The following is a 17882-nucleotide window of genomic DNA, read 5'->3' as shown; positions in this document are numbered from 1 at the left end:
ATTCTCCCCAAAACGGGGATGTTACGCTCGTGTCGATTTCAGGGTATGTTCGATCGTAGGTCTGCTTTCGTGACTGAACCCCAAAAAATCTCCCATCATGTCGCCACTTCCCATTCTCGTCATCGTCCACCAACCGACTTCCGATCCCGGTCGCGTCGGCATCTGTTTGAAAGAAATGGGTTACGATTTAGACGTGCGAATTCCCGCCGTCGGTCACAGTCTCCCCAAAACCCTCGATCGCCACAGCGCCACGGTGGTTTTCGGCGGTCCGATGAGCGCCAACGATGATAACAAACTGCTCCACATTCGCCAAGAATTGCACTGGATTCCCATCGCCTTAAACTCGGGAAAACCGTTTCTGGGTATTTGTCTGGGGGCGCAACTGCTGGCGCGAGTTCTCGGCGTCAAAGTCGCTCGCCACCCAGAAAACTTCGTTGAAATGGGTTACTATCCCATCAAAGCCACCCCAAAAGGGCGATCGATCCTCGGGGATCTCTCCTGCGTCTATCAATGGCACAGCGAAGGCTTCGAGATTCCCCCCGGCGCCACGCGACTCGCCACCGGAGAGCGATTTCCCAACCAAGCTTTCTGCTACGAAAACGCCTACGCCTTGCAATTTCACCCGGAAATGACGCGACGCATCCTGGCGCGATGGCTGGCGGCTGGCGCTTCCCAACTCAGCCAACCGGGGGCGCAACCGGGACATCTCCACCGACGGGGATACCGACGCCACACCGTCGCCGTCAACCAGTGGCTTGACAAGTTTCTTCCCCGATGGCTCAATTCTGTCAGTTGCGGTGAGGCGATGATGAGGTGATGTGGTGATGAGGTGAGGATGTCAAGTATCTTCTCTCTTTGTTTCTCAATCAGACAACAGGGCGATCGATCGCTTAATCCAAGCATCTGCATCGTTGCGATCGCTAAATGTCTCATCTTTCGCCAAAGCTTTCATAGCGTTCATCACCTCCTCGGGGCTGAATCCCAACGCCAACAACGTCATCTCGACATCCTCTTGAATCTCCGCCGTCAACCCCGCCTCGGGAATCGTTTCCAACTGCACCCGCTGGCGCCACTGAGAAAGCTTGCTGCGAAGTTCTAACGAAATCCTTTCGGCGGTTTTCTTTCCCACACCGGGGGTTTGCGAGAGAATGCGGTGGTTTCCCGTGACGATCGCCTGAACCAAATCCGAGAGTTCCAAAGTATCGAGAAGCGCCAACGCCAGTTGCGAACCGACACCGCTGGCGCGAATCAGTTGGCGAAACAAATCCCGTTCGGCGGCGCTTCCAAAGCCGTAGAGAACCGGGCGATCTTCGCGCTGCTGCAAATCGCAAAACACTTGAAACGACTCCCCAAACGGCGGAAGGCGTCTCGCCAAGCGGGGGGTAATTTGCAATTCGTAACCGATTCCGTTGACTTCGACAGTCAGCATCGTTCGATTTGGCGTCGATACATCAACGCTGGCGATCGAACCCTTAAGATAACTAATCATTCCACGTCGTAAATTGCCAATTTTAGCGTTTTGATGACCCTGCGAACTCCCTGGTTCTGGCGATCGATCTCCCTCAACTCCCACACCGCCCGAGATGTCTTTGGCGCCCTATTCCTCCGCGACGAGATTTCCACCCTCTTAGAAAGTCCGACTCGCTGCGAAAATCCCGAACTGGCGCGGTTTTCCATTTGCGCCGGGAACCCTCGCAACATGGGCGGAAAATTGCAACTCTACACCCCGGCGATGGGAGAAATTTTAACCGTTTTGCGGAATTTAGTCGATCGCCACCCCACCCCAGAACCCGATACTGAAATTTCCCACCTTCCCTTTATTGGCGGATGGTTGGGATGGTTGGGCTACGATGTCGCCTGGGAAATCGAACGCTTACCCTACCGCCGCAGCGATTATCTTCCCTTTCCCATCGCCTATTGGTACGAACCCGAACGCTTCGCCATCCTCGATCGCCTTCAAGATACCCTATGGTTCGCCGCCTCCTCCCCGCAGCAACTCGACGAAATGCAGCAGCAATGGGAAACCCGCGACGAGAAAGGGTGGGTTTTCCCGAAATCTCAGCCGACGAATTCCCCAATTACCTATCTCTCTTCCCAAGAAGATTACGAAACGATGGTGCGTCGCGCCAAAGACTACATTCACGCCGGAGACATCTTCCAAACCAACCTCTCGCTACGGTTCGAGACGCAAACCGCCCAGCATCCCTGGCAACTCTATCAAACCTTGCACCATATCAACCCCTCGCCTTTTGCCAGTTATTGGAACACGCCTTGGGGTGCAGTGGTGAGTTGTTCCCCAGAACGGTTGGTGCGCCTGCGCGACGGAATCGCCGAAACGCGCCCCATCGCCGGAACTCGCCCCCGAGGAGACAGCCCCGAAACCGATAAAGCCTTAGAAGCGGAACTGCTCGACAACCGCAAAGAAAACGCCGAACATATCATGTTAGTGGACTTAGAGCGTAACGATCTCGGGCGCGTCTGTCGCTGGGGTTCCGTGCGCGTCAACGAGTTACTGACGATCGAACGTTACAGCCACGTCATGCACTTGGTAAGTAATGTCATCGGAGAAATGGAGGAAACCCGAGATGCGATCGATCTCATTGGCGCCTTATTTCCCGGTGGAACCATCACCGGATGTCCGAAAGTCCGCTGTATGGAGATTATCGAAGAACTCGAACCCGTCCGACGCAGTTTGTTTTACGGTTCCTGCGGCTACCTCGACATCCGAGGATTCCTCGATCTCAACATTCTCATTCGTACCTTACTCGTCTCTCGCGGGCGCGTTTGGGGACAAGTGGGGGCGGGAATCGTCGCCGACAGCGATCCCACCCGAGAATGGTTCGAGTCGCTGTCAAAAGCCAAGGCGCAGTTAGCGGCGTTGAGAGGAGCTGACGCGATTTTGAGATAAGCAAAGGGAAGACAAGCAAGAAGCTGTCAACTTTCAAAACTGGGAAGTTTAGCAACCTCTTCGCGTTTTGAACAACTTCAACCTCACCGTCGAACTTCCCCTGAAAGCGATCGTGCGCGGTTACAGTCACGTGACGACCCCCATTAGCTGGTGCAACCGCAAAGCAGGGGTGTCGAAATTGAAAATCAAAGAAATGGGCAGTCGCTACCTGTTCATTGTCCTCTACATCTTGCTCGAACGGTGGCTATCTCAGGGCGATTACGTCCGCCAACCCTCCCCACTGCTTAGCGTCGGCGTGGCATCCAAAGATAGTATTTCTCGCTAAGGAGCCAGTGAGATCGTCGCCTCAGCTTCTCGTCTGTAAGATGGAAAACAACAGTCACGTAAAAATTTAGAATTTCACAATAAGAAGTCTATGAGTCAGCGTGTTTTAATCACTGGGGGTGCGGGATTTGTCGGCAGTTCCCTCGGACTAGGACTGGCGAAACGCCATCCCGACTGGCAAATTGCCGCCCTAGATAACCTGAAACGGCGCGGTTCGGAGTTAAACCTTCCTCGCCTCAAACAGGCCGGAATCGAGTTCGTTCACGGTGACGTTCGCAACCCGGAAGACCTCGATCCCAAGGTTCTCGAACCAAATTTAATTTTGGAATGTTCGGCGGAACCGTCGGTTTTAGCGGGATATGGTTCTCCAGGGTATCTGTTACAAACCAATTTAATCGGTACGATTAACTGTTTGGAACTGGCGCGAGAAACTCAAGCCGATTTCATTTTTCTCTCCACGAGTCGCGTGTATCCGATCGCCTATTTGAGTCAACTCAACTATCGCGAAACCGAGACTCGCTTTCAACTACTGGACGAACAACCGTTTCCCGGTGCGTCGCAGTATGGCATCGCCGAAGATTTCCCCCTCGATCGCGCGCGATCGCTCTACGGAACGACAAAACTCGCCTCGGAACTCCTCATCGCGGAATACGCCGAGGCTTACAACCTTCGCACCCTCGTCAACCGTTGCGGCGTGTTAACGGGCCCTTGGCAAATGGGAAAAGTCGATCAAGGGGTATTTGCGCTGTGGGTGGCGCGACATTATTTCCAAAAACCCTTGAAATATATCGGTTATGGCGGAACGGGGAAACAAGTGCGCGATTTTCTGCACGTTGCCGATTTGCTGGATTTACTCGATTTACAACTGCAACAGTTCGACGACCTGAAAGGGGAAACCTTTAACGTCGGTGGCGGGTCTCACAATCAAGTGTCTCTGTACGAAACCACGCAAATTTGTCAGGAGGTGACGGGGAATGCGATCGACATTTCGCCAGTTCCCGAAAACCGTCCCGGTGACGTACCAATTTTCATTACCGACTCCCGCAAAGTGATGGCACGAACGGGATGGCAGCCGAAGCGAGATATTCGTGTCACCTTGACTGAAATTTACGACTGGATGGTCAGTGAAACGGACAACATTCGGAAGATTTTCACTTGAAGCTATTGTGAAAGTACGTGCGGGTAAATAAGGCTCTTCGCCGTTTAGGGTGACAGAAAAACTGACTTCACGAGATTTCAGGGGTTTTGGCTCTCGATTCTCCAGGTATTTGTATTTTGCTATACATTTTCCCCCGCAAACGGCGGAGACCCGTAAATAAGGCGATCGCCTCTCTTTTGCGAAGTTAAAGCCTTTTTATATAACGGGTGCAATCGAAGTTTTGAAACTGCTCGTGAATTTCGAGTAGATCGGATTAATAGTACCAAAAAAAGAAACCAAAAACCTGTAAGAGAGGATTTTAAGACGATCGACCACACTCTTATCAACTCCATCTTGACGAGTCGTAAAGCGAAACAAATAATTTTCGGGATATTTTTATTTATATTTGCTGCGGTAGCTGTGAGAACGTTCGTTGTCCATTCAATGTTTGCTAACTATGTCTTTGAAGAATGGAGGGTTAATTATAGTGGTGGATTTGTCAGAAGAGGGCTGACAGGTACGTTTATGATTTTTCTTCAAGATAGCTATAACATAAATATATACGAAGCTTTGAGAAGTCTTTCGTATTTGGTATATCTCCTGTTTGCTTCTGTTTGTTTTTTAAAAATTAATAAATCAAAAGGCATGTTAGACTTAGAATCGTTGGTGATCGTCTTATTTTTGCCATCTCTTATTATGTTTCCGCTCAAGGATTTCAAAGCAATTGGCAGGAAAGATTTCTTTTTATTTTTTGGAGCGATCGCCAATCTATTTCTCGTACAAATATCCGCTAGAAGCTTAAATTTAAAAGAGAATTCAAATTTATAAAATACCAAACCTGCAAACTCGAAAGCAATAATCGATCGATACTGCTATCGCTTGTTTTTCGTCTATAATCTGCTGTCGATTCCTACGGCATTAAGCCACGAAGCCATTCTTTTTCTGGCAATTCCTTTAAATATGCTAATCACCTTAACCTGTATTGGCTTAGTCTTGCCCAAAAAGGAAGCGTTGTGGAGAACTCTCGCAATCTATCTTCCGACCATTTTGGTATCTTTGTTATGTATGGTATTCAAAGGAGACCGCGAAACGGCATTAGCAATTTGTGAATCTTGGCAAGCCTACGGCGATGCCTATCAAATGTTAGCCACAGACTGCGATCGGGAACTTCCCGGAGTTCTGACCTTTTTTGATATTTCGATGCAAGATGTATTCCAGAAAATTTGGTCGAATAATATTTTCGGCGATGGAAAATTAAAATTATCTCTCTGGCTGTTCGTTTTTGGTATCAGTACAGTTGTTTTAGTTCGGGCTTCATCTAAGATTTTAATCAACTCGGTTGAAAAACTGAACCAATATCGTTATACAAGCGATCGCGTCAAGTATTTACCTCCCGTTAGTTCGAGCGATATCCTCAAGAGTTTTAGTTTTAAATATGCTGTAATTCCCTTTTTGGGTTCTTTTATTCTGTACATCATCGCTCTAGATTGGGGACGATGGTTCTTTATTACGTCTATTTCTTATATGCTCTGTTGTTTGAGTCCTAGCTTAATTCAAGCGGAGGTGGCGGGCTACTCTCAGAATCAATGGATATTAAGAGCTTTTAACCCGATTTACCAGTTTTAGTCAAAAGCGGTTACTTATTTACAGGAATTCAAATTTCCACGGTGGTTGTCAGGTGTTTATTTTGTGGTATTACCTTATGCACTTTTTATAGTGAGAGTGCCTCATTACGATATCTATGTAAGAGATCTCTACTACGGATATGGATTTAGACTGTTTCAATCGGCTTTAAATATTTTGGGTCTCCAATAAAACCGCATCTCTACTAGGGCAACTTCAGCCAACCTTACTAATGGTGCGAAGGCTTGAATCGGGCAACCCGGGAGGGTTGCCCCCACGGACATCTATTGCATGACTTTGGGAAAAGGGTATAAGTTCTGTTAAAAATGAGTATTTATTGCTTTTGTTGCCCACTTTAACGCTGCAATCGCTTTTTTCTTCTAAACCTACGGAACGGCAACGGTTTCCAGCAACCGCGCCACGATCGCATCGGCTTTGCGTCCCCCAGCGGGAATTAAACGGTGGGCGAGAACGTGAGGGGCGATCGCTTTCACATCGTCAGGAAGGGCGTAGTCTCGTCCGTCGAGGAACGCATAAGCCTGGGTGGCTTTCTGTAACGCCGCAGCACCGCGCGGACTCACGCCTAAGGTAATCTCGTCGTCATCGCGGGTGGCGCGAACTAGATTGAGGATATATTGCTGTAAAGCTGTCTTGACGGTCACGCCGCCGCACATCAAGCACAAATCTCGCAATTCGTCAAAGCTCAAGCAAGGTTCGAGTTTGTCTACCGGAACGCTGTCGTGAAGCTGTTGCAACATTTGCAACTCTTCGGCTTCCGTGGGATATCCTAACGACAGCGACAGGGTAAAGCGATCCATTTGCGCTTCCGGGAGGGGAAAGGTTCCCTGATATTCGATAGGGTTTTGGGTGGCGATGACGAAAAACGGTTGGGGAACGTTGCGAGAAACGCCGTCAACGGTAACTTGTTTTTCCTCCATCACCTCCAGTAACGCCGACTGGGTGCGGGGGGTGGCGCGGTTGATTTCGTCACAGAGGAGAACGTTGGCGAAAACGGGGCCCGGAAGAAACTCAAAATCTCCCGTTCGGGGATTCCAGATATTGGTTCCGGTGATGTCCGTCGGGAGTAAATCGGGGGTGCATTGGATGCGCTGGAACTTCCCGCCGATCGATCGCGCCAGAGACTTAGCTAACAGGGTTTTTCCGACGCCGGGAACGTCTTCGAGTAAAGCGTGTCCTCCCGACAGCATCGCCACGAGTACCAACCGAATCGCTCGTTCTTTCCCGACAATCGTGCGACTGAGATTGTCTCGCAATCGCTCGATCATTGCAGCACTCTCATGCAGTTTCTCAGAAGCACTCATGGCAGTTGATAGTTGATAATTGACAATTGATAATGAAACGCTGTCGGGGATGAGGTGATAGGGAGATGACCTGATGACCGGACGAGGAGATGACCGGATGATGTGTTCTCCTCACCTCCTTACCTCATCATCCCCTCATCTCTTCACCTACGTTGCTTCGGTGAGTAAGACTAGGGGTTCGAGTTCGTCGTCGGATTGGGCTGAGACGTTGGCGGCGATGCGATCGCGGATTTCGGTGCCTAACAGACGGTTGATGGTGCGAACGCTCGATCGCCCGTCAGGGAGAAAGAGAACTTCGTAAGTCCGCTGAATCTTGTCTTGTCGGGTTTTGGGGTGGGTGACGGTTTTCTTCTTCTTACGAGTGTAGACCGAAGGTTTCTCAGCACGGCCCCAGTAAAGTTTGTAAATGTAGCGCTCGGGGTTTTGAACGAACTTCAGCGAGGGAAGATGGGGAATGTCGAGATGAAAGTTTCCGTCGTCCCCCCGTACAGTTCTGAAATACCCCCAATTTTTCTCTTCGCGGTTGAGAGCGCGTATCAGGGCTAACTTCAGTTGTAGCAGAACTTCGGGGCGATCGAGGGCTTCTCGGACGAGCATCATAATTTCGTGAATTGACGCGAACACATATGGTGTTGAATGTAGCATTTTATCGCTTGACGCTTCACGCAACGGCGATCGACCCCGAAGGTGACGCTTCACGCATTTGGGCAAAAATGGCAAAATGGAGAAGAACGACCTTTACAGAAATTCGATCGACTATGGAATTCGCAGATATCAAACGCGAAGTCGAACTGCTCTCCGAACGCCTGGGGAAAACCCAGGACTATCTTTGACCCGCCTGCACTGAAGGCGAAAATTGCAGATTTAGAACAAATCGCCGCACAGCCGGAATTTTGGGACGACCAAGAGGCGGCTCAGTCTACACTTCAAGAGTTGAACGACTTGAAGTCCAGCTTGGAGCAGTATCGTACTTGGCTCTCAAGTTTGGAAGATACGCAAGCAGTTCTCGAACTCTTGGAAGACGATACGGACGAGGCGCTTATATCAGAAGCCGCGTCAAATGTCAAGAAGCTCGATCGCGAGTTGGAACAGTGGGAACTGCAACAACTGCTCTCGGGGCCCTATGACAAAGGCGGCGCGGTGTTGTCCATCGACGCGGGCGCGGGCGGTACGGACGCTCAGGATTGGGCGGAAATGCTGCTGCGGATGTATACGCGCTGGGGGGAACAACACGGCTATAAAGTCACGACGACGGAACTTTCGGAAGGGGGCGAAGCGGGAATTAAATCCGTCACTCTCGAGATTGAAGGCCGATACGCCTACGGCTATTTAAAATCGGAAAAAGGAACCCATCGCTTGGTGCGGATTTCGCCGTTCAACGCCAACGGGAAACGTCAAACCAGTTTTGCCGGGGTGGACGTGATGCCGATTTTAGATAAGTCCGTGACGCTGGAGATTCCCGAAAAGGATTTGGAAATCACCACCTCGCGATCGGGCGGAAAAGGCGGTCAAAACGTCAACAAAGTGGAAACCGCCGTGCGCGTGGTGCATATTCCTTCGGGGTTGGCGGTACGCTGCACTCAGGAGCGATCGCAGTTGCAAAACAAGGAAAAAGCCCTGGCGTTGTTGAAAGCGAAATTATTGGCGATCGCCGAAGAACAACGGCTTCAAGAAATCGCTGACATTCGCGGTGACATGGTAGAAGCGGCTTGGGGAAACCAAATCCGCAACTACGTTTTTCATCCTTATCAAATGGTGAAGGATTTGCGAACGGGTGTTGAAACCAGCGCCATTGACGACGTGATGAACGGCGATTTAGATGGCTTGATCGAAGCCTATTTGCGCCAAGACAGCCAGTTAACCGAAAGTGTCTCCGCCTAATCGATCGCCGAATCGAGCCAACAATGCGATCGCCCCTCACCTGTGGACTCGACGAGTGCGACGGTGGGGGGCGCTCGTGGTGTTGGGGCTTTTTGCGGTGGCGTTGTGGGCGAACCGACAGGCGATCGTGAGTCCGCCGCAACAACCGGAACGTCCCGAAACGGTGTACGTGGTGGCTTACGATATCCTGGGACAGTTCGGCCACAACAGTCTCGTATTACCCACAGCGGACGGGTTTGTGGAATATTCCTTCGGCGATCGCGCCGTCTACGCCGAGAATAACAACGACTGGGGGAGTTTGTTGAGAGCCGTCGCCTATCCCACGCCGGGAACCTTGGGACGTCGCGCGATCGCCTGGGATGGCGAAAATCTCGAAGACTTAGAACGAGAACTGCAACAGGGAAATCGCGCCGAACGATATTTGTTTCCGGTGGGGGTCGAGCGCGATCGCGTCGCAGCATTGCGCCAACAGATCGATCGCCGCTACGAACGCAGTTCCGCCACACCCCAGTACAACCGCGCCGTCGGCTTGTATTTCGTCCCCGACGCCGAATCCTATTGGGCGTTCAACACCTGCAACCACACCGTTGTCCGCTGGTTGAAAGCATTAGGCTGCTGCGTTCGCGGTTCGCCCATGTGGGGAAAACTCCGCATGGCGAACCCGACATCCTGTTAACGCACATTGCTGAACGAACCTTCCTTCAGCGTGACTTTACAAACATTAATGTTGTGTTACAATTCGTAACAACGACAGGGCTGCAAGAGGTGGGCTTGGTCTAGCATCCCCCTTCACAGCCATGTTGGGTAATCTCCTGTTCGCTACTGGCTCCAGTCGTTGGGTGACTGGAGCTTTTTTCAGTGAAGCGGGGAGACGTAGGACTGACGCAGAAATCGGGTTTCTCGACCCAAGTTGGCAATACAGAATCCGATTTTCCAAGTCGGTTTGGCTCAAGTCACCTAAAACCCCGTAGCCGCGTTGCATGAAACGCGGCTACGGGGGCAAGATCGAACAGTTATTTCAGAATCAGAAGCAGCATTTACCTTAACCCGCGAGAAGGAACCCCCGCTTTACCCGAGAGGGTGAGCGTCGAGACGGACAGCTCACGGTGGCTAACCCAGTTCGCCACCCCTGTCCTCATCTCGAATATTGGGCATCAAAACGTTGCTGTCGTCGCCAGAAAACCTAGGAAAATCGCCACCCTGACGGATACCGTGTTTGATATTGTGCATCAAACTCGCCATTTCAATGGCGTTCATCGCGTAACTCCAGCCCAGATTGCTCTTAATTCCCGCCCGTTCTAACGCTTGCTGCATCGTGTCCGTGGTGACGACGCCGAAGACGATGGGAACGCCCGTTTGGAATCCGGCGGCGGCCACTCCTTTCGACACTTCTGCGGCGACGTAATCGAAATGAGGGGTTTGGCCGCGAATGACGGCACCGAGGCAGATAATCGCATCGTACTCCCCGTTGAGTGCCAGTTGGCGAGCCACCAGTGGCACTTCAAAACTACCAGGAACCCAGACGTAATCGACTTGTTGTCCCTCGGGGTTCGCGTCGATGCCGTGGCGTTTCAAACAATCTTGGCATCCGGCTAGAAGTTTGCCCGTCACTAAGTCGTTAAAACGAGCAATGACGATCGCAAAGCGAAAAGGCTTGTCGCTGGTAAAGGTTCCTTCAAAAACTGCCATATTGGGGAGGAGTTAAATTAACAACGGTGCGATTCCAAACGGTCGAGATTCGACGTTCGAGGTATCGGGGGTGTGTTTGGAGTCGCCGAAAGACAAACCGAACCCGGCATCGCAACGGTTGCCGGGTTGGAAAACAGCCGCAAACGGCTCGTTTAGACAACGAAGTAGTTCAGGACGCCGACGGCCAGGACGAGGGCGACCCAAATGCCCGATCCCAACCAGAGCAACCCCTTGGATTGCTCCCAGTTTTGAGGAGAGGCATAGGCGACGGGAACCCCGACCACCATCACGAAAGACCACAGAACTAATGCAGCTAAAGCGATCTGAAAAAGGATTGAAAACATTGTTTTGTTTTGTAACGTGAATGCTGAGCTTTCCTCATATACTTATCATATTTCGGCCGGTCTTTGTCCGCACTGTCGTAGCGGTTGACCGGATTTTAGTGCGATCGCTCGGGGGGAACAAACAGCACCGGATGCCAGCTTCGACGGAGGAGTTTGTTAGCGAAATTGGGACGAGACCATTCGAGCAGTCGAGGCAAACTCGGAGAGGTGACGGCGATGGCACTGACGTCCCGTTCCATGGCTAAATTCATGAATTCGGTGAGTCGATCGCCTTCTCGGACGGCGGTGTGGACGGTTAAGCCCAAGGCATCGAGGTCGCCTTTTACCTCGTCGAGTTCTGCTTGGACGGTTTCGGCGGTTTCGGATTGGGGAACGCCACGGCGACCGTGATGTTCGATAATCCAGCCCAGCAAACAGGTTTCGAGAGATTCTTTAGGGCGTTGGCTGGCCTGTTCGCGGATAGATTGGACCAGGTATTTGGCGCTGTCGCTGCCATCGTAGGCCACCAGCAGATAGCGCAGCAGATGGCGACAGCGTAAGTCGAGTTCTTCGTTGGTGTAGGTGGAAATCAGCGCCGGACGCATCACCAGCATGGGAATTTTAATGCGCTCGACGAGGGCGGCGGTGGTGCTGCCGAAGAGTTTTTCGTTGAGTAAGGTTTTGTTCTGCGTCCCGAGGAGAATGAGGTCGCACTCGTGGGTTTTGATGGTTTTGAGGATGTTATCGACGGTGCGATCGGTTTCGATCTCAACATACACCTCGACACCCTCGGGGACATCTTGCAAGGCGACGGAGAGCCGTTCTCGGGCGCGATCGATGGCTTGTTCGTCAACTTTAGGAATGCCGCGATCTTCATTTAGAGGAACTGAATTGAAGAAGACGATGCGACGCATTCCGGCAGCGGCGAGACTGGGGACGAAGCGAACCAGACGATGCAAGCCATCTTGAAAGTCAGTACAAATGAGAAGGTTGTGAAACATGGAACGTTGCTTAACGATCGAGAGACCTACTTTCTAGAGTAGTCGAATTCGTTCGGTCTCGGTTAATGGCGATCGCGCAAGCGGGGAGCGGCTTGTGGTGAGGATACCGCAGAGAACCGCTGCAGTGACGCCCCGTCATCCCCAGATCTTTTCCTCGGCCAGGAACGGAGCTAGAGAGGGAGGTCGCCGACAGCAGAGCCGGTTTAGGTCGATTGCGGCGGCGAGAACCCGCCATCGATGCCCCATTGATGTTTGAGCAGGTTTTTGTAGGTGACTTCGCGAAGCATCATTTGTTCGTACAGTTGCAGGAGAAACTGTTGAGCTTGTTCGCGACTCATCTGGGCAACCTGGGTCTCAAAAGAACGCAAGCTGAATTGCTGTTCTAAGGTGAGTTCGATCGGTCGATCCATCGGTGGTTCCTCCTCATCGATTCAGATGTGGTCTTGTCTAGTCTTAGGATTCCCGTTTTTCCGTCTCGCTATAAAGCACGACGACTTTCTACTTACGGGCAACTCACCTAAGCCTCGGACAAGTTGTTACAGAATATAACAAACATTTGACAAAATTGCCAAATTCTGAGTTAAGCGTTGTTGACAGAGACGGTGTGAGGCGTCCTCGAGTTCCGCCTTGGTGGAAGTTGTATCAATTTGTCAACGGTAAAAATGCTCATCACGAACGGAAACCCCCGATTTAACGTTGAAATCGGGGGTTTTCAAAGGGGTTCGCTCGGATCTAAAGTTTTGCTAAAGTGCCTCGGAGGTCTGTCACTAGGCCGAAGCGTCGTCAGGATTCGGAGCTTCGAGAGACTCGATGGCGATGGAGACGACCGTAACGTTATCTCGTCCGCCTGCGTCTTTAGCCGCTTTCACCAAGGCCTCGACGGCCTCTTGGCAATCCGCAGATTTTTCCAATTCCTCGGCGATGCGGGCGTCAGACAACTCTTCCGTCAACCCGTCGCTACAGAGCAAAATGCGATCGCCCGGTTGCAAATCCAGGGCGCGGATTTCCACCTCGCCCATATCCTCCCGTCCCAAACACTGAGACAAAACGTGACGCCAGGGGTGAACGCGAGCTTCGTCAGCTTCCAAAGCCCCCGCTTTCACCGCCTGCGCCACCCAAGTATCGTCTTCCGTCACCTGTTCGAGATGTCGCTCTCGAAAGCGGTAAATTCTCGAATCCCCCAAATTGGCGCACCACAACTGAGGTGCGGTGCCGTTGTCAGTTTGATGAAACAGAGCGGCCACCGCCGTCGTTCCCATATCGGCGTTTTCCGGATGTACCCCTTGGTCTTCTATAATCGTCCGGTTCGCCGCATGAAACGCTTCCTTGAGGAGGAGTTCCGGAGGTTTCCCTCCGTCGATACGTTCTTCGATATAGCGACAAATCGTCTCTTTCGCGATGCGACTGGCTTCCTGGCCGGCCGCATGGCCGCCCATACCGTCAGCCACGATAAAAAAGCGACCTTGAGGATCGATGTGGTAAGCGTCCTGATTGATAGCGCGGACGAGACCTTTATCCGTACAACCAGCGAAGGCGGATTTCATAACACAAAGGCGAATTTAAAAGCGATCGGCGCGATCGAGCCGTGCCAGCAGCCTCAGCAGCGCCACCACCAGGGCGACAGCCACCAGAGCCACGACACCCGCAATCCACACGCGGCCGTTAACTAATAAAATCGTAGCCGACAATGTAAACGCACTGATTAACAAAGTATAGTTCGTACTCAACTGCATCCCGACCGTGCGACGTAAAACCCGGTCGGTATCCGTGGCGCGAACCCGCACGCGAATATCGCCCCGTTCGAGCTTTTCAAGGGTATCCTCAATACGACGAGGCAAGCCCAAGGCGGTCGAACTCACTTCGCTGGCTTGACGGCTCAACTCGCCGAGAATACTGTTACCGTACTCTTCTCTTCCTTCGTTCATAAGATTTAAGGCAAACGGCTTAGCCACCTCCATAAAATTAAAGTCGGGATCGAGACCTTTGCCTACCCCCTCCAGGGTCGAAAAAGCCCGCATGACGAACGTAAACGTCGCCGGGAAGCGAAACGGCTGGTCGTAGGCGATTTCGTAAAGGTCGTCAGTAATCGCTTCGACGGACTGCTCCTCAAAGGGCTTGTCCATCAAGTTATCGAGAATGTATTGAATGGCGCGGCGTACCGGCCCCGGGTCGTCCATCGGCGCCAGGGCTTCCACTTCCACCAACGCCACCACCACGCGGTCTGCATCCCGCTGGGCGATACCGAAAAACAACTCCATCATCTTTTGGCGCAGGTTCGAGGTAATCTGCCCCATCATGCCGAAATCGTAGAAAATCAGCGCCCCTTCCGGATCGACGGCTAAGTTCCCCGGATGGGGGTCGGCGTGGAAAAAGCCGTAATCGAGGAGTTGTTTCAAATAGGCGATCGCGCCGAGGCTGGCCAGTTGTTTTCGATCGAGTCCCGCCGCTTCCAGGGCGTCGTAGTGGCTGATTTTAATCCCCGGAACGTATTCCAAGGTCAGCACTCGAGACGAGGTATAACGCCAATACACCCGAGGCACCCGCACCCATTCCACGCCGCGAAAATTACGGCGGAAGGTGTCCGCGTTGCGCCCTTCGTTGAGATAGTCGATTTCCAGATAGAGAATGCGACAGCACTCGTCGTAAATCCCCATCCAGTCGCGACCTTTGCCCCATTCCGAATGGTTTTGTAAGTACAGCGCCACCCCTCGGGCGATGGAGAGGTCGATATCGAACAGTCGCTTGAGTCCCGGGCGCTGGACTTTCACGACGATTTCCTCGCCGCTGTGCAGTTGGGCTTTGTGGACTTGTCCCAAACTGGCCGCCGCCAGGGGAACCGGGTCGAAGAAGCGGTACAGTTCTTTAGAGGACTTACCGAAATCTTCCCGCACGATCGCCTCAGCTTGTTCGTAATCGAAGGCGGGAACCCGGTCTTGCAGTTTCGAGAGTTCCTCGACGTATTCAACGGGGAACAAATCCGATCGCGTCGAAAAGAGCTGTCCGAGTTTGATAAACGTCGGTCCGAGGTCGAGAAACGTTTCCCGAATCCAGCAGGCGAGGCGGCGGCGTCGCGCGGCGGCTTTCGCTTCCGTGTAACCGCCGACATAACTCCAGTGGCGTTTGTTGAGCCACAACTCAAACAGGAACCGAGCCACGAAAGACCAAACTTCGATGCGGCGACGGGTTTTCGAGTAGTTTTTGCGGTTCCAGCGATAGGATTTCGACGCATACTTCACGCCGCGATCGCCGCTGGGGGCGATGCGGATGCGCTCGACCGCTGCCGGATCGGATTTGGAGACGCGACCGTTGCGAGCGGGTTGGGTAATAGAATCCTCAGACAGAGCAGACACTCGGTTTCCGTTCCTGGGGGTGACGTTAGGGTGACAAGCCGAACGAGCAAGCGAGACTTGCTCGTTTGACAGACAGAAGCCAGACCACAGCTACCTTACCTTCTCCCCCATCGACGGACGGGGAATCTCGGAAAACGCACCTGCGGCTGCGGGGAAAGTCGGTTATTCCGACGCGGTCGTTTCATTGCGATAGCGTTGGAGTTCCGATCGCACTTGAGCGATTTCAGCCCGTAGGTTATCAACGAGGGCTTGGAGGTCAGTATCCGTCGAAACAGCGGTACTGACGCCACCGCTGGCGGTTTCCCGAGAGGTTTCCACCTCCAGAGACTCGACGCGTTCCATCACGCGATCGGAAAACTGACGCAGGTTTTCCCGCTGTTCGGCGTCGAATTTTCCGAGTTCGCTCAAGGTGTTGGTTAGAGTTTTTTCGATGGTCGAACCGATTTCTTCTGCGAGGACGCGACCCACTAAAAAGGCGTGGACGGGAGATTTGCTCATGACGCGATCTGATTATTAAGCTTCTGTAACAAAATTATAACGTCCGATCTCGGGTCTGGAACACGCCAACCGGGGGGATTTGGCAAATTTCGCCGTCCCTCCCCGGCTACAACCCTCACGAGGTGGAACTTGAGGGAGTCTCTTTAAACGGCTCTAGGTTTTCTTTCGCGCCGGAGAGATCCGGGGCGGGTTGCGATTCGACGGGAGGGCTTTTGAGTTCTTCCCAACTCGGCTCGACTTCCCTAGGCGGCGTCGATTCCAAGGGGGCGGCGGCGGGTTCAGACCAAACGGGAGGCGCTTCGGCGTCGGTGGCGGTAAAGGGTTCTTCGGATAAGACGGGTTCGGGGTCTGATTTCGCCTCGGGGGTTTCTGTTCGAACCGGAACCCAGTCTGAATCGTTGGAGTAGTAGGGGGCTGGAGTCGGTTCGGGAGGACTCCAACGGGGGGCGGGTTCGGGGGCGGGTTCGGGGGCCGGTTCGGAACGGCGTTCCTCCGACCAATCGTTACGGGAGTATTCGGTTTCCGGTTCGAGGGGCGAGGTGTACGTCCAGTCTCCCGGGTTTTGGAAGGGTTCGTCGAATACTTCGGCGTCGGGATCGGAAAACTCCTGGGGCGAAGGGGTCGATCGCAATAGTTGGGACGGGGGCGTGTTGGGGCGATCGGTCAGTCCCGATCGCAGGGCGACTACGACTCCCGCACCGCCAATCGCTGCCACGATCGAGGTGGAGAAAAACAAGGCCGGTACCCAAGGACGAGCGAAAATGGGTTTGTAGGGTTTGGCAGGGGGGGCGGTGGGTTGAGATTTTGGGCGGGTGGACTTCGAGGACACCCCGCCTTGGGCGGGACTGCGAGACGGCGGTAAGAGGGCTAACCATTCTTTGACGCTGGTAGGGCGTCGTTGGGGGTCGAGTTCTAGTCCTTTGGCGATCGCCCAGTCGAGGGCGGGGTCGAGGGGGGCTTGGTTCGGGCGCAGTTCGTTGAGGGGAACGCGATCGCGCAGGGCGGCGATGGTGGGCGGTTGTCCGCTCAGCAGGGTGTAGAGGGTGGCCGCGAGGGCGTAAACGTCTGTGGCGGGGGTTCGGGGTCGCTGACTGTCGTACTGTTCCGGGGCGGCGTATCCCGGCGAGAGCAGGTTGTTATGGGTGAGATCGACTTCGAGGTTGAGATCCCGCGTCAGCCCGACTTCCACCAGGACGATGCGATCGCTCCCGACGGCGCGGATGGCGTGTTCGGGTTTGACATCCCGGTGCAGCAAGCCGTTTTGATGCAAGACCCCCACCGCTTCGGCTAGTTGTCGCACGTAATCGACAGCGCGATCGACCGCCATTGTCTTTCCGTCCCGCACCAATTGCGCCAAGGTCGCACCGGGAATGTAATCCATCACGGCGAACGGCTGTCCGTCTTCTTCAAACAAGTCCAGCACGCGCGGTAAGTTGGGATGCTGACAGCGTGCCAACAGCCGCGACTGTTCGACAAACCGACGCGCGAACTCTTGACCGTCGGGGTGCGACAACAAGGTATCGCTGAGGGTTTTGATAACAACGGGTTGCCAGAGCCGAGCGTGGGTCGCCCGATAGGTGGTACCGAAATATCCCTGACCGAGCGTATCTTCGATGGCGTATTTACCGCCTTGTAGTAAAGTTCCTGCCCGAACCTTCATAAAATTCTCTATGTGAATTTTTACTCATGCTAGAGCAAGTTGACCCTTTGGGAAAAGGAGAAGGCACTTCGTCAGGGAACACTTGAGAGTTAAAAGTTTCTCCCTGGCTCCCTGGCTCCCTGGCTCCCTGGCTCCCTGGCTCGTTTTTGTTAAGACACTCTGAAA

The 17882-nt window shown here is 53.0% G+C and carries 19 protein-coding genes; 8 read left to right on the top strand and 11 right to left on the bottom strand.

Annotated features, from left to right (window positions below; all coding sequences use genetic code 11):
• Positions 1 to 97 precede the first annotated feature (97 nt).
• Entirely contained in the window at positions 98 to 817 is a 720-nt protein-coding gene (locus ACP5D4_RS02940) for a glutamine amidotransferase-related protein (protein ID WP_428010127.1), read from the top strand.
• A gap of 45 nt (positions 818 to 862) precedes the next feature.
• Here the strand turns inward: ACP5D4_RS02940 and ruvA are convergent, their stop codons facing one another.
• Positions 863 to 1489 (bottom strand): Holliday junction branch migration protein RuvA, encoded by a 627-nt coding sequence (ruvA, locus tag ACP5D4_RS02935; protein ID WP_428010126.1) that lies wholly within the window; start codon positions 1487 to 1489, stop codon positions 863 to 865.
• A gap of 33 nt (positions 1490 to 1522) precedes the next feature.
• Between ruvA and ACP5D4_RS02930 the strand changes: the two genes are divergently transcribed.
• From ACP5D4_RS02930 to ACP5D4_RS02910, 5 genes are all read left to right on the top strand, one after another.
• A complete protein-coding gene (locus tag ACP5D4_RS02930) occupies positions 1523 to 2908 on the top strand; it encodes an anthranilate synthase component I (RefSeq protein WP_428010125.1) in 1386 nt (461 codons plus the stop codon).
• A gap of 67 nt (positions 2909 to 2975) precedes the next feature.
• Entirely contained in the window at positions 2976 to 3233 is a 258-nt protein-coding gene (locus tag ACP5D4_RS02925) for a hypothetical protein (protein WP_428010124.1), read from the top strand.
• A 90-nt stretch (positions 3234 to 3323) separates the two neighbouring features.
• On the top strand, positions 3324 to 4391 hold the full coding sequence (locus ACP5D4_RS02920; protein ID WP_428010123.1) for an NAD-dependent epimerase/dehydratase family protein: 1068 nt from the start codon (positions 3324 to 3326) through the stop codon (positions 4389 to 4391).
• A 333-nt stretch (positions 4392 to 4724) separates the two neighbouring features.
• Complete coding sequence (locus ACP5D4_RS02915) at positions 4725 to 5198, top strand: hypothetical protein (RefSeq protein WP_428010122.1); 474 nt, start codon at positions 4725 to 4727, stop codon at positions 5196 to 5198.
• Between the two features lie 132 nt (positions 5199 to 5330).
• Complete coding sequence (locus tag ACP5D4_RS02910; RefSeq protein ID WP_428010121.1) at positions 5331 to 5996, top strand: hypothetical protein; 666 nt, start codon at positions 5331 to 5333, stop codon at positions 5994 to 5996.
• Positions 5997 to 6379: 383 nt separating this feature from the next.
• On the opposite strand, the gene ACP5D4_RS02905 is transcribed toward ACP5D4_RS02910, so the two are convergent.
• Together ACP5D4_RS02905 and ACP5D4_RS02900 are read right to left on the bottom strand one after the other, a co-directional pair.
• A complete protein-coding gene (locus ACP5D4_RS02905; protein WP_428010120.1) occupies positions 6380 to 7315 on the bottom strand; it encodes an AAA family ATPase in 936 nt (311 codons plus the stop codon).
• A 147-nt stretch (positions 7316 to 7462) separates the two neighbouring features.
• Positions 7463 to 7939 carry a hypothetical protein gene (locus ACP5D4_RS02900; protein WP_428010119.1) on the bottom strand — a complete coding sequence of 159 codons (477 nt, stop codon included), beginning with the start codon at positions 7937 to 7939 and terminating at the stop codon, positions 7463 to 7465.
• Between the two features lie 134 nt (positions 7940 to 8073).
• On the opposite strand from ACP5D4_RS02900, the gene prfB reads away from it, so the two are divergent.
• Both prfB and ACP5D4_RS02890 read left to right on the top strand, forming a co-directional pair.
• Positions 8074 to 9196 (top strand): peptide chain release factor 2 gene (gene prfB / locus ACP5D4_RS02895; RefSeq protein ID WP_428010140.1). Its coding sequence is split into 2 segments (ribosomal slippage): positions 8074 to 8145 and positions 8147 to 9196, totalling 1122 coding nucleotides; the frame shifts between segments, so codons are not numbered across the junction.
• The gene (locus tag ACP5D4_RS02890) at positions 9183 to 9872 is read left to right on the top strand and encodes a hypothetical protein (RefSeq protein ID WP_428010118.1); all 690 of its coding nucleotides are present in this window, start codon (positions 9183 to 9185) and stop codon (positions 9870 to 9872) included. Before prfB ends, ACP5D4_RS02890 begins: the two co-directional genes overlap by 14 nt.
• Before the next feature lie 434 nt (positions 9873 to 10306).
• Here the strand turns inward: ACP5D4_RS02890 and ribH are convergent, their stop codons facing one another.
• From ribH to ACP5D4_RS02850, 8 genes are all read right to left on the bottom strand, one after another.
• Complete coding sequence (gene ribH, locus ACP5D4_RS02885; RefSeq protein WP_428010117.1) at positions 10307 to 10885, bottom strand: 6,7-dimethyl-8-ribityllumazine synthase; 579 nt, start codon at positions 10883 to 10885, stop codon at positions 10307 to 10309.
• Positions 10886 to 11037: 152 nt separating this feature from the next.
• Entirely contained in the window at positions 11038 to 11229 is a 192-nt protein-coding gene (psbZ, locus tag ACP5D4_RS02880) for a photosystem II reaction center protein PsbZ (RefSeq protein ID WP_428010116.1), read from the bottom strand.
• 95 nt (positions 11230 to 11324) lie between these two features.
• Complete coding sequence (locus ACP5D4_RS02875; protein ID WP_428010115.1) at positions 11325 to 12209, bottom strand: universal stress protein; 885 nt, start codon at positions 12207 to 12209, stop codon at positions 11325 to 11327.
• A gap of 203 nt (positions 12210 to 12412) precedes the next feature.
• The gene (locus tag ACP5D4_RS02870; protein WP_428010114.1) at positions 12413 to 12619 is read right to left on the bottom strand and encodes an NblA/ycf18 family protein; all 207 of its coding nucleotides are present in this window, start codon (positions 12617 to 12619) and stop codon (positions 12413 to 12415) included.
• A 357-nt stretch (positions 12620 to 12976) separates the two neighbouring features.
• Entirely contained in the window at positions 12977 to 13753 is a 777-nt protein-coding gene (locus ACP5D4_RS02865; RefSeq protein ID WP_428010113.1) for a PP2C family protein-serine/threonine phosphatase, read from the bottom strand.
• Between the two features lie 15 nt (positions 13754 to 13768).
• Positions 13769 to 15559: an ABC1 kinase family protein gene (locus tag ACP5D4_RS02860; RefSeq protein WP_428010112.1), complete on the bottom strand. Its 1791-nt coding sequence runs from the start codon at positions 15557 to 15559 to the stop codon at positions 13769 to 13771.
• A 162-nt stretch (positions 15560 to 15721) separates the two neighbouring features.
• Positions 15722 to 16057: a DUF6825 family protein gene (locus ACP5D4_RS02855; RefSeq protein ID WP_428010111.1), complete on the bottom strand. Its 336-nt coding sequence runs from the start codon at positions 16055 to 16057 to the stop codon at positions 15722 to 15724.
• Between the two features lie 115 nt (positions 16058 to 16172).
• Entirely contained in the window at positions 16173 to 17717 is a 1545-nt protein-coding gene (locus ACP5D4_RS02850) for a serine/threonine protein kinase (protein ID WP_428010110.1), read from the bottom strand.
• Between the last annotated feature and the right edge of the window lie 165 nt (positions 17718 to 17882).

This window comes from Baaleninema sp., from assembly GCF_049974805.1.
Lineage (GTDB): Bacteria > Cyanobacteriota > Cyanobacteriia > Cyanobacteriales > Geitlerinemataceae > Baaleninema.
The sequence above is the reverse complement of the archived record's forward strand: the minus strand, read 5'-3'. Positions and strand labels throughout refer to the sequence as shown.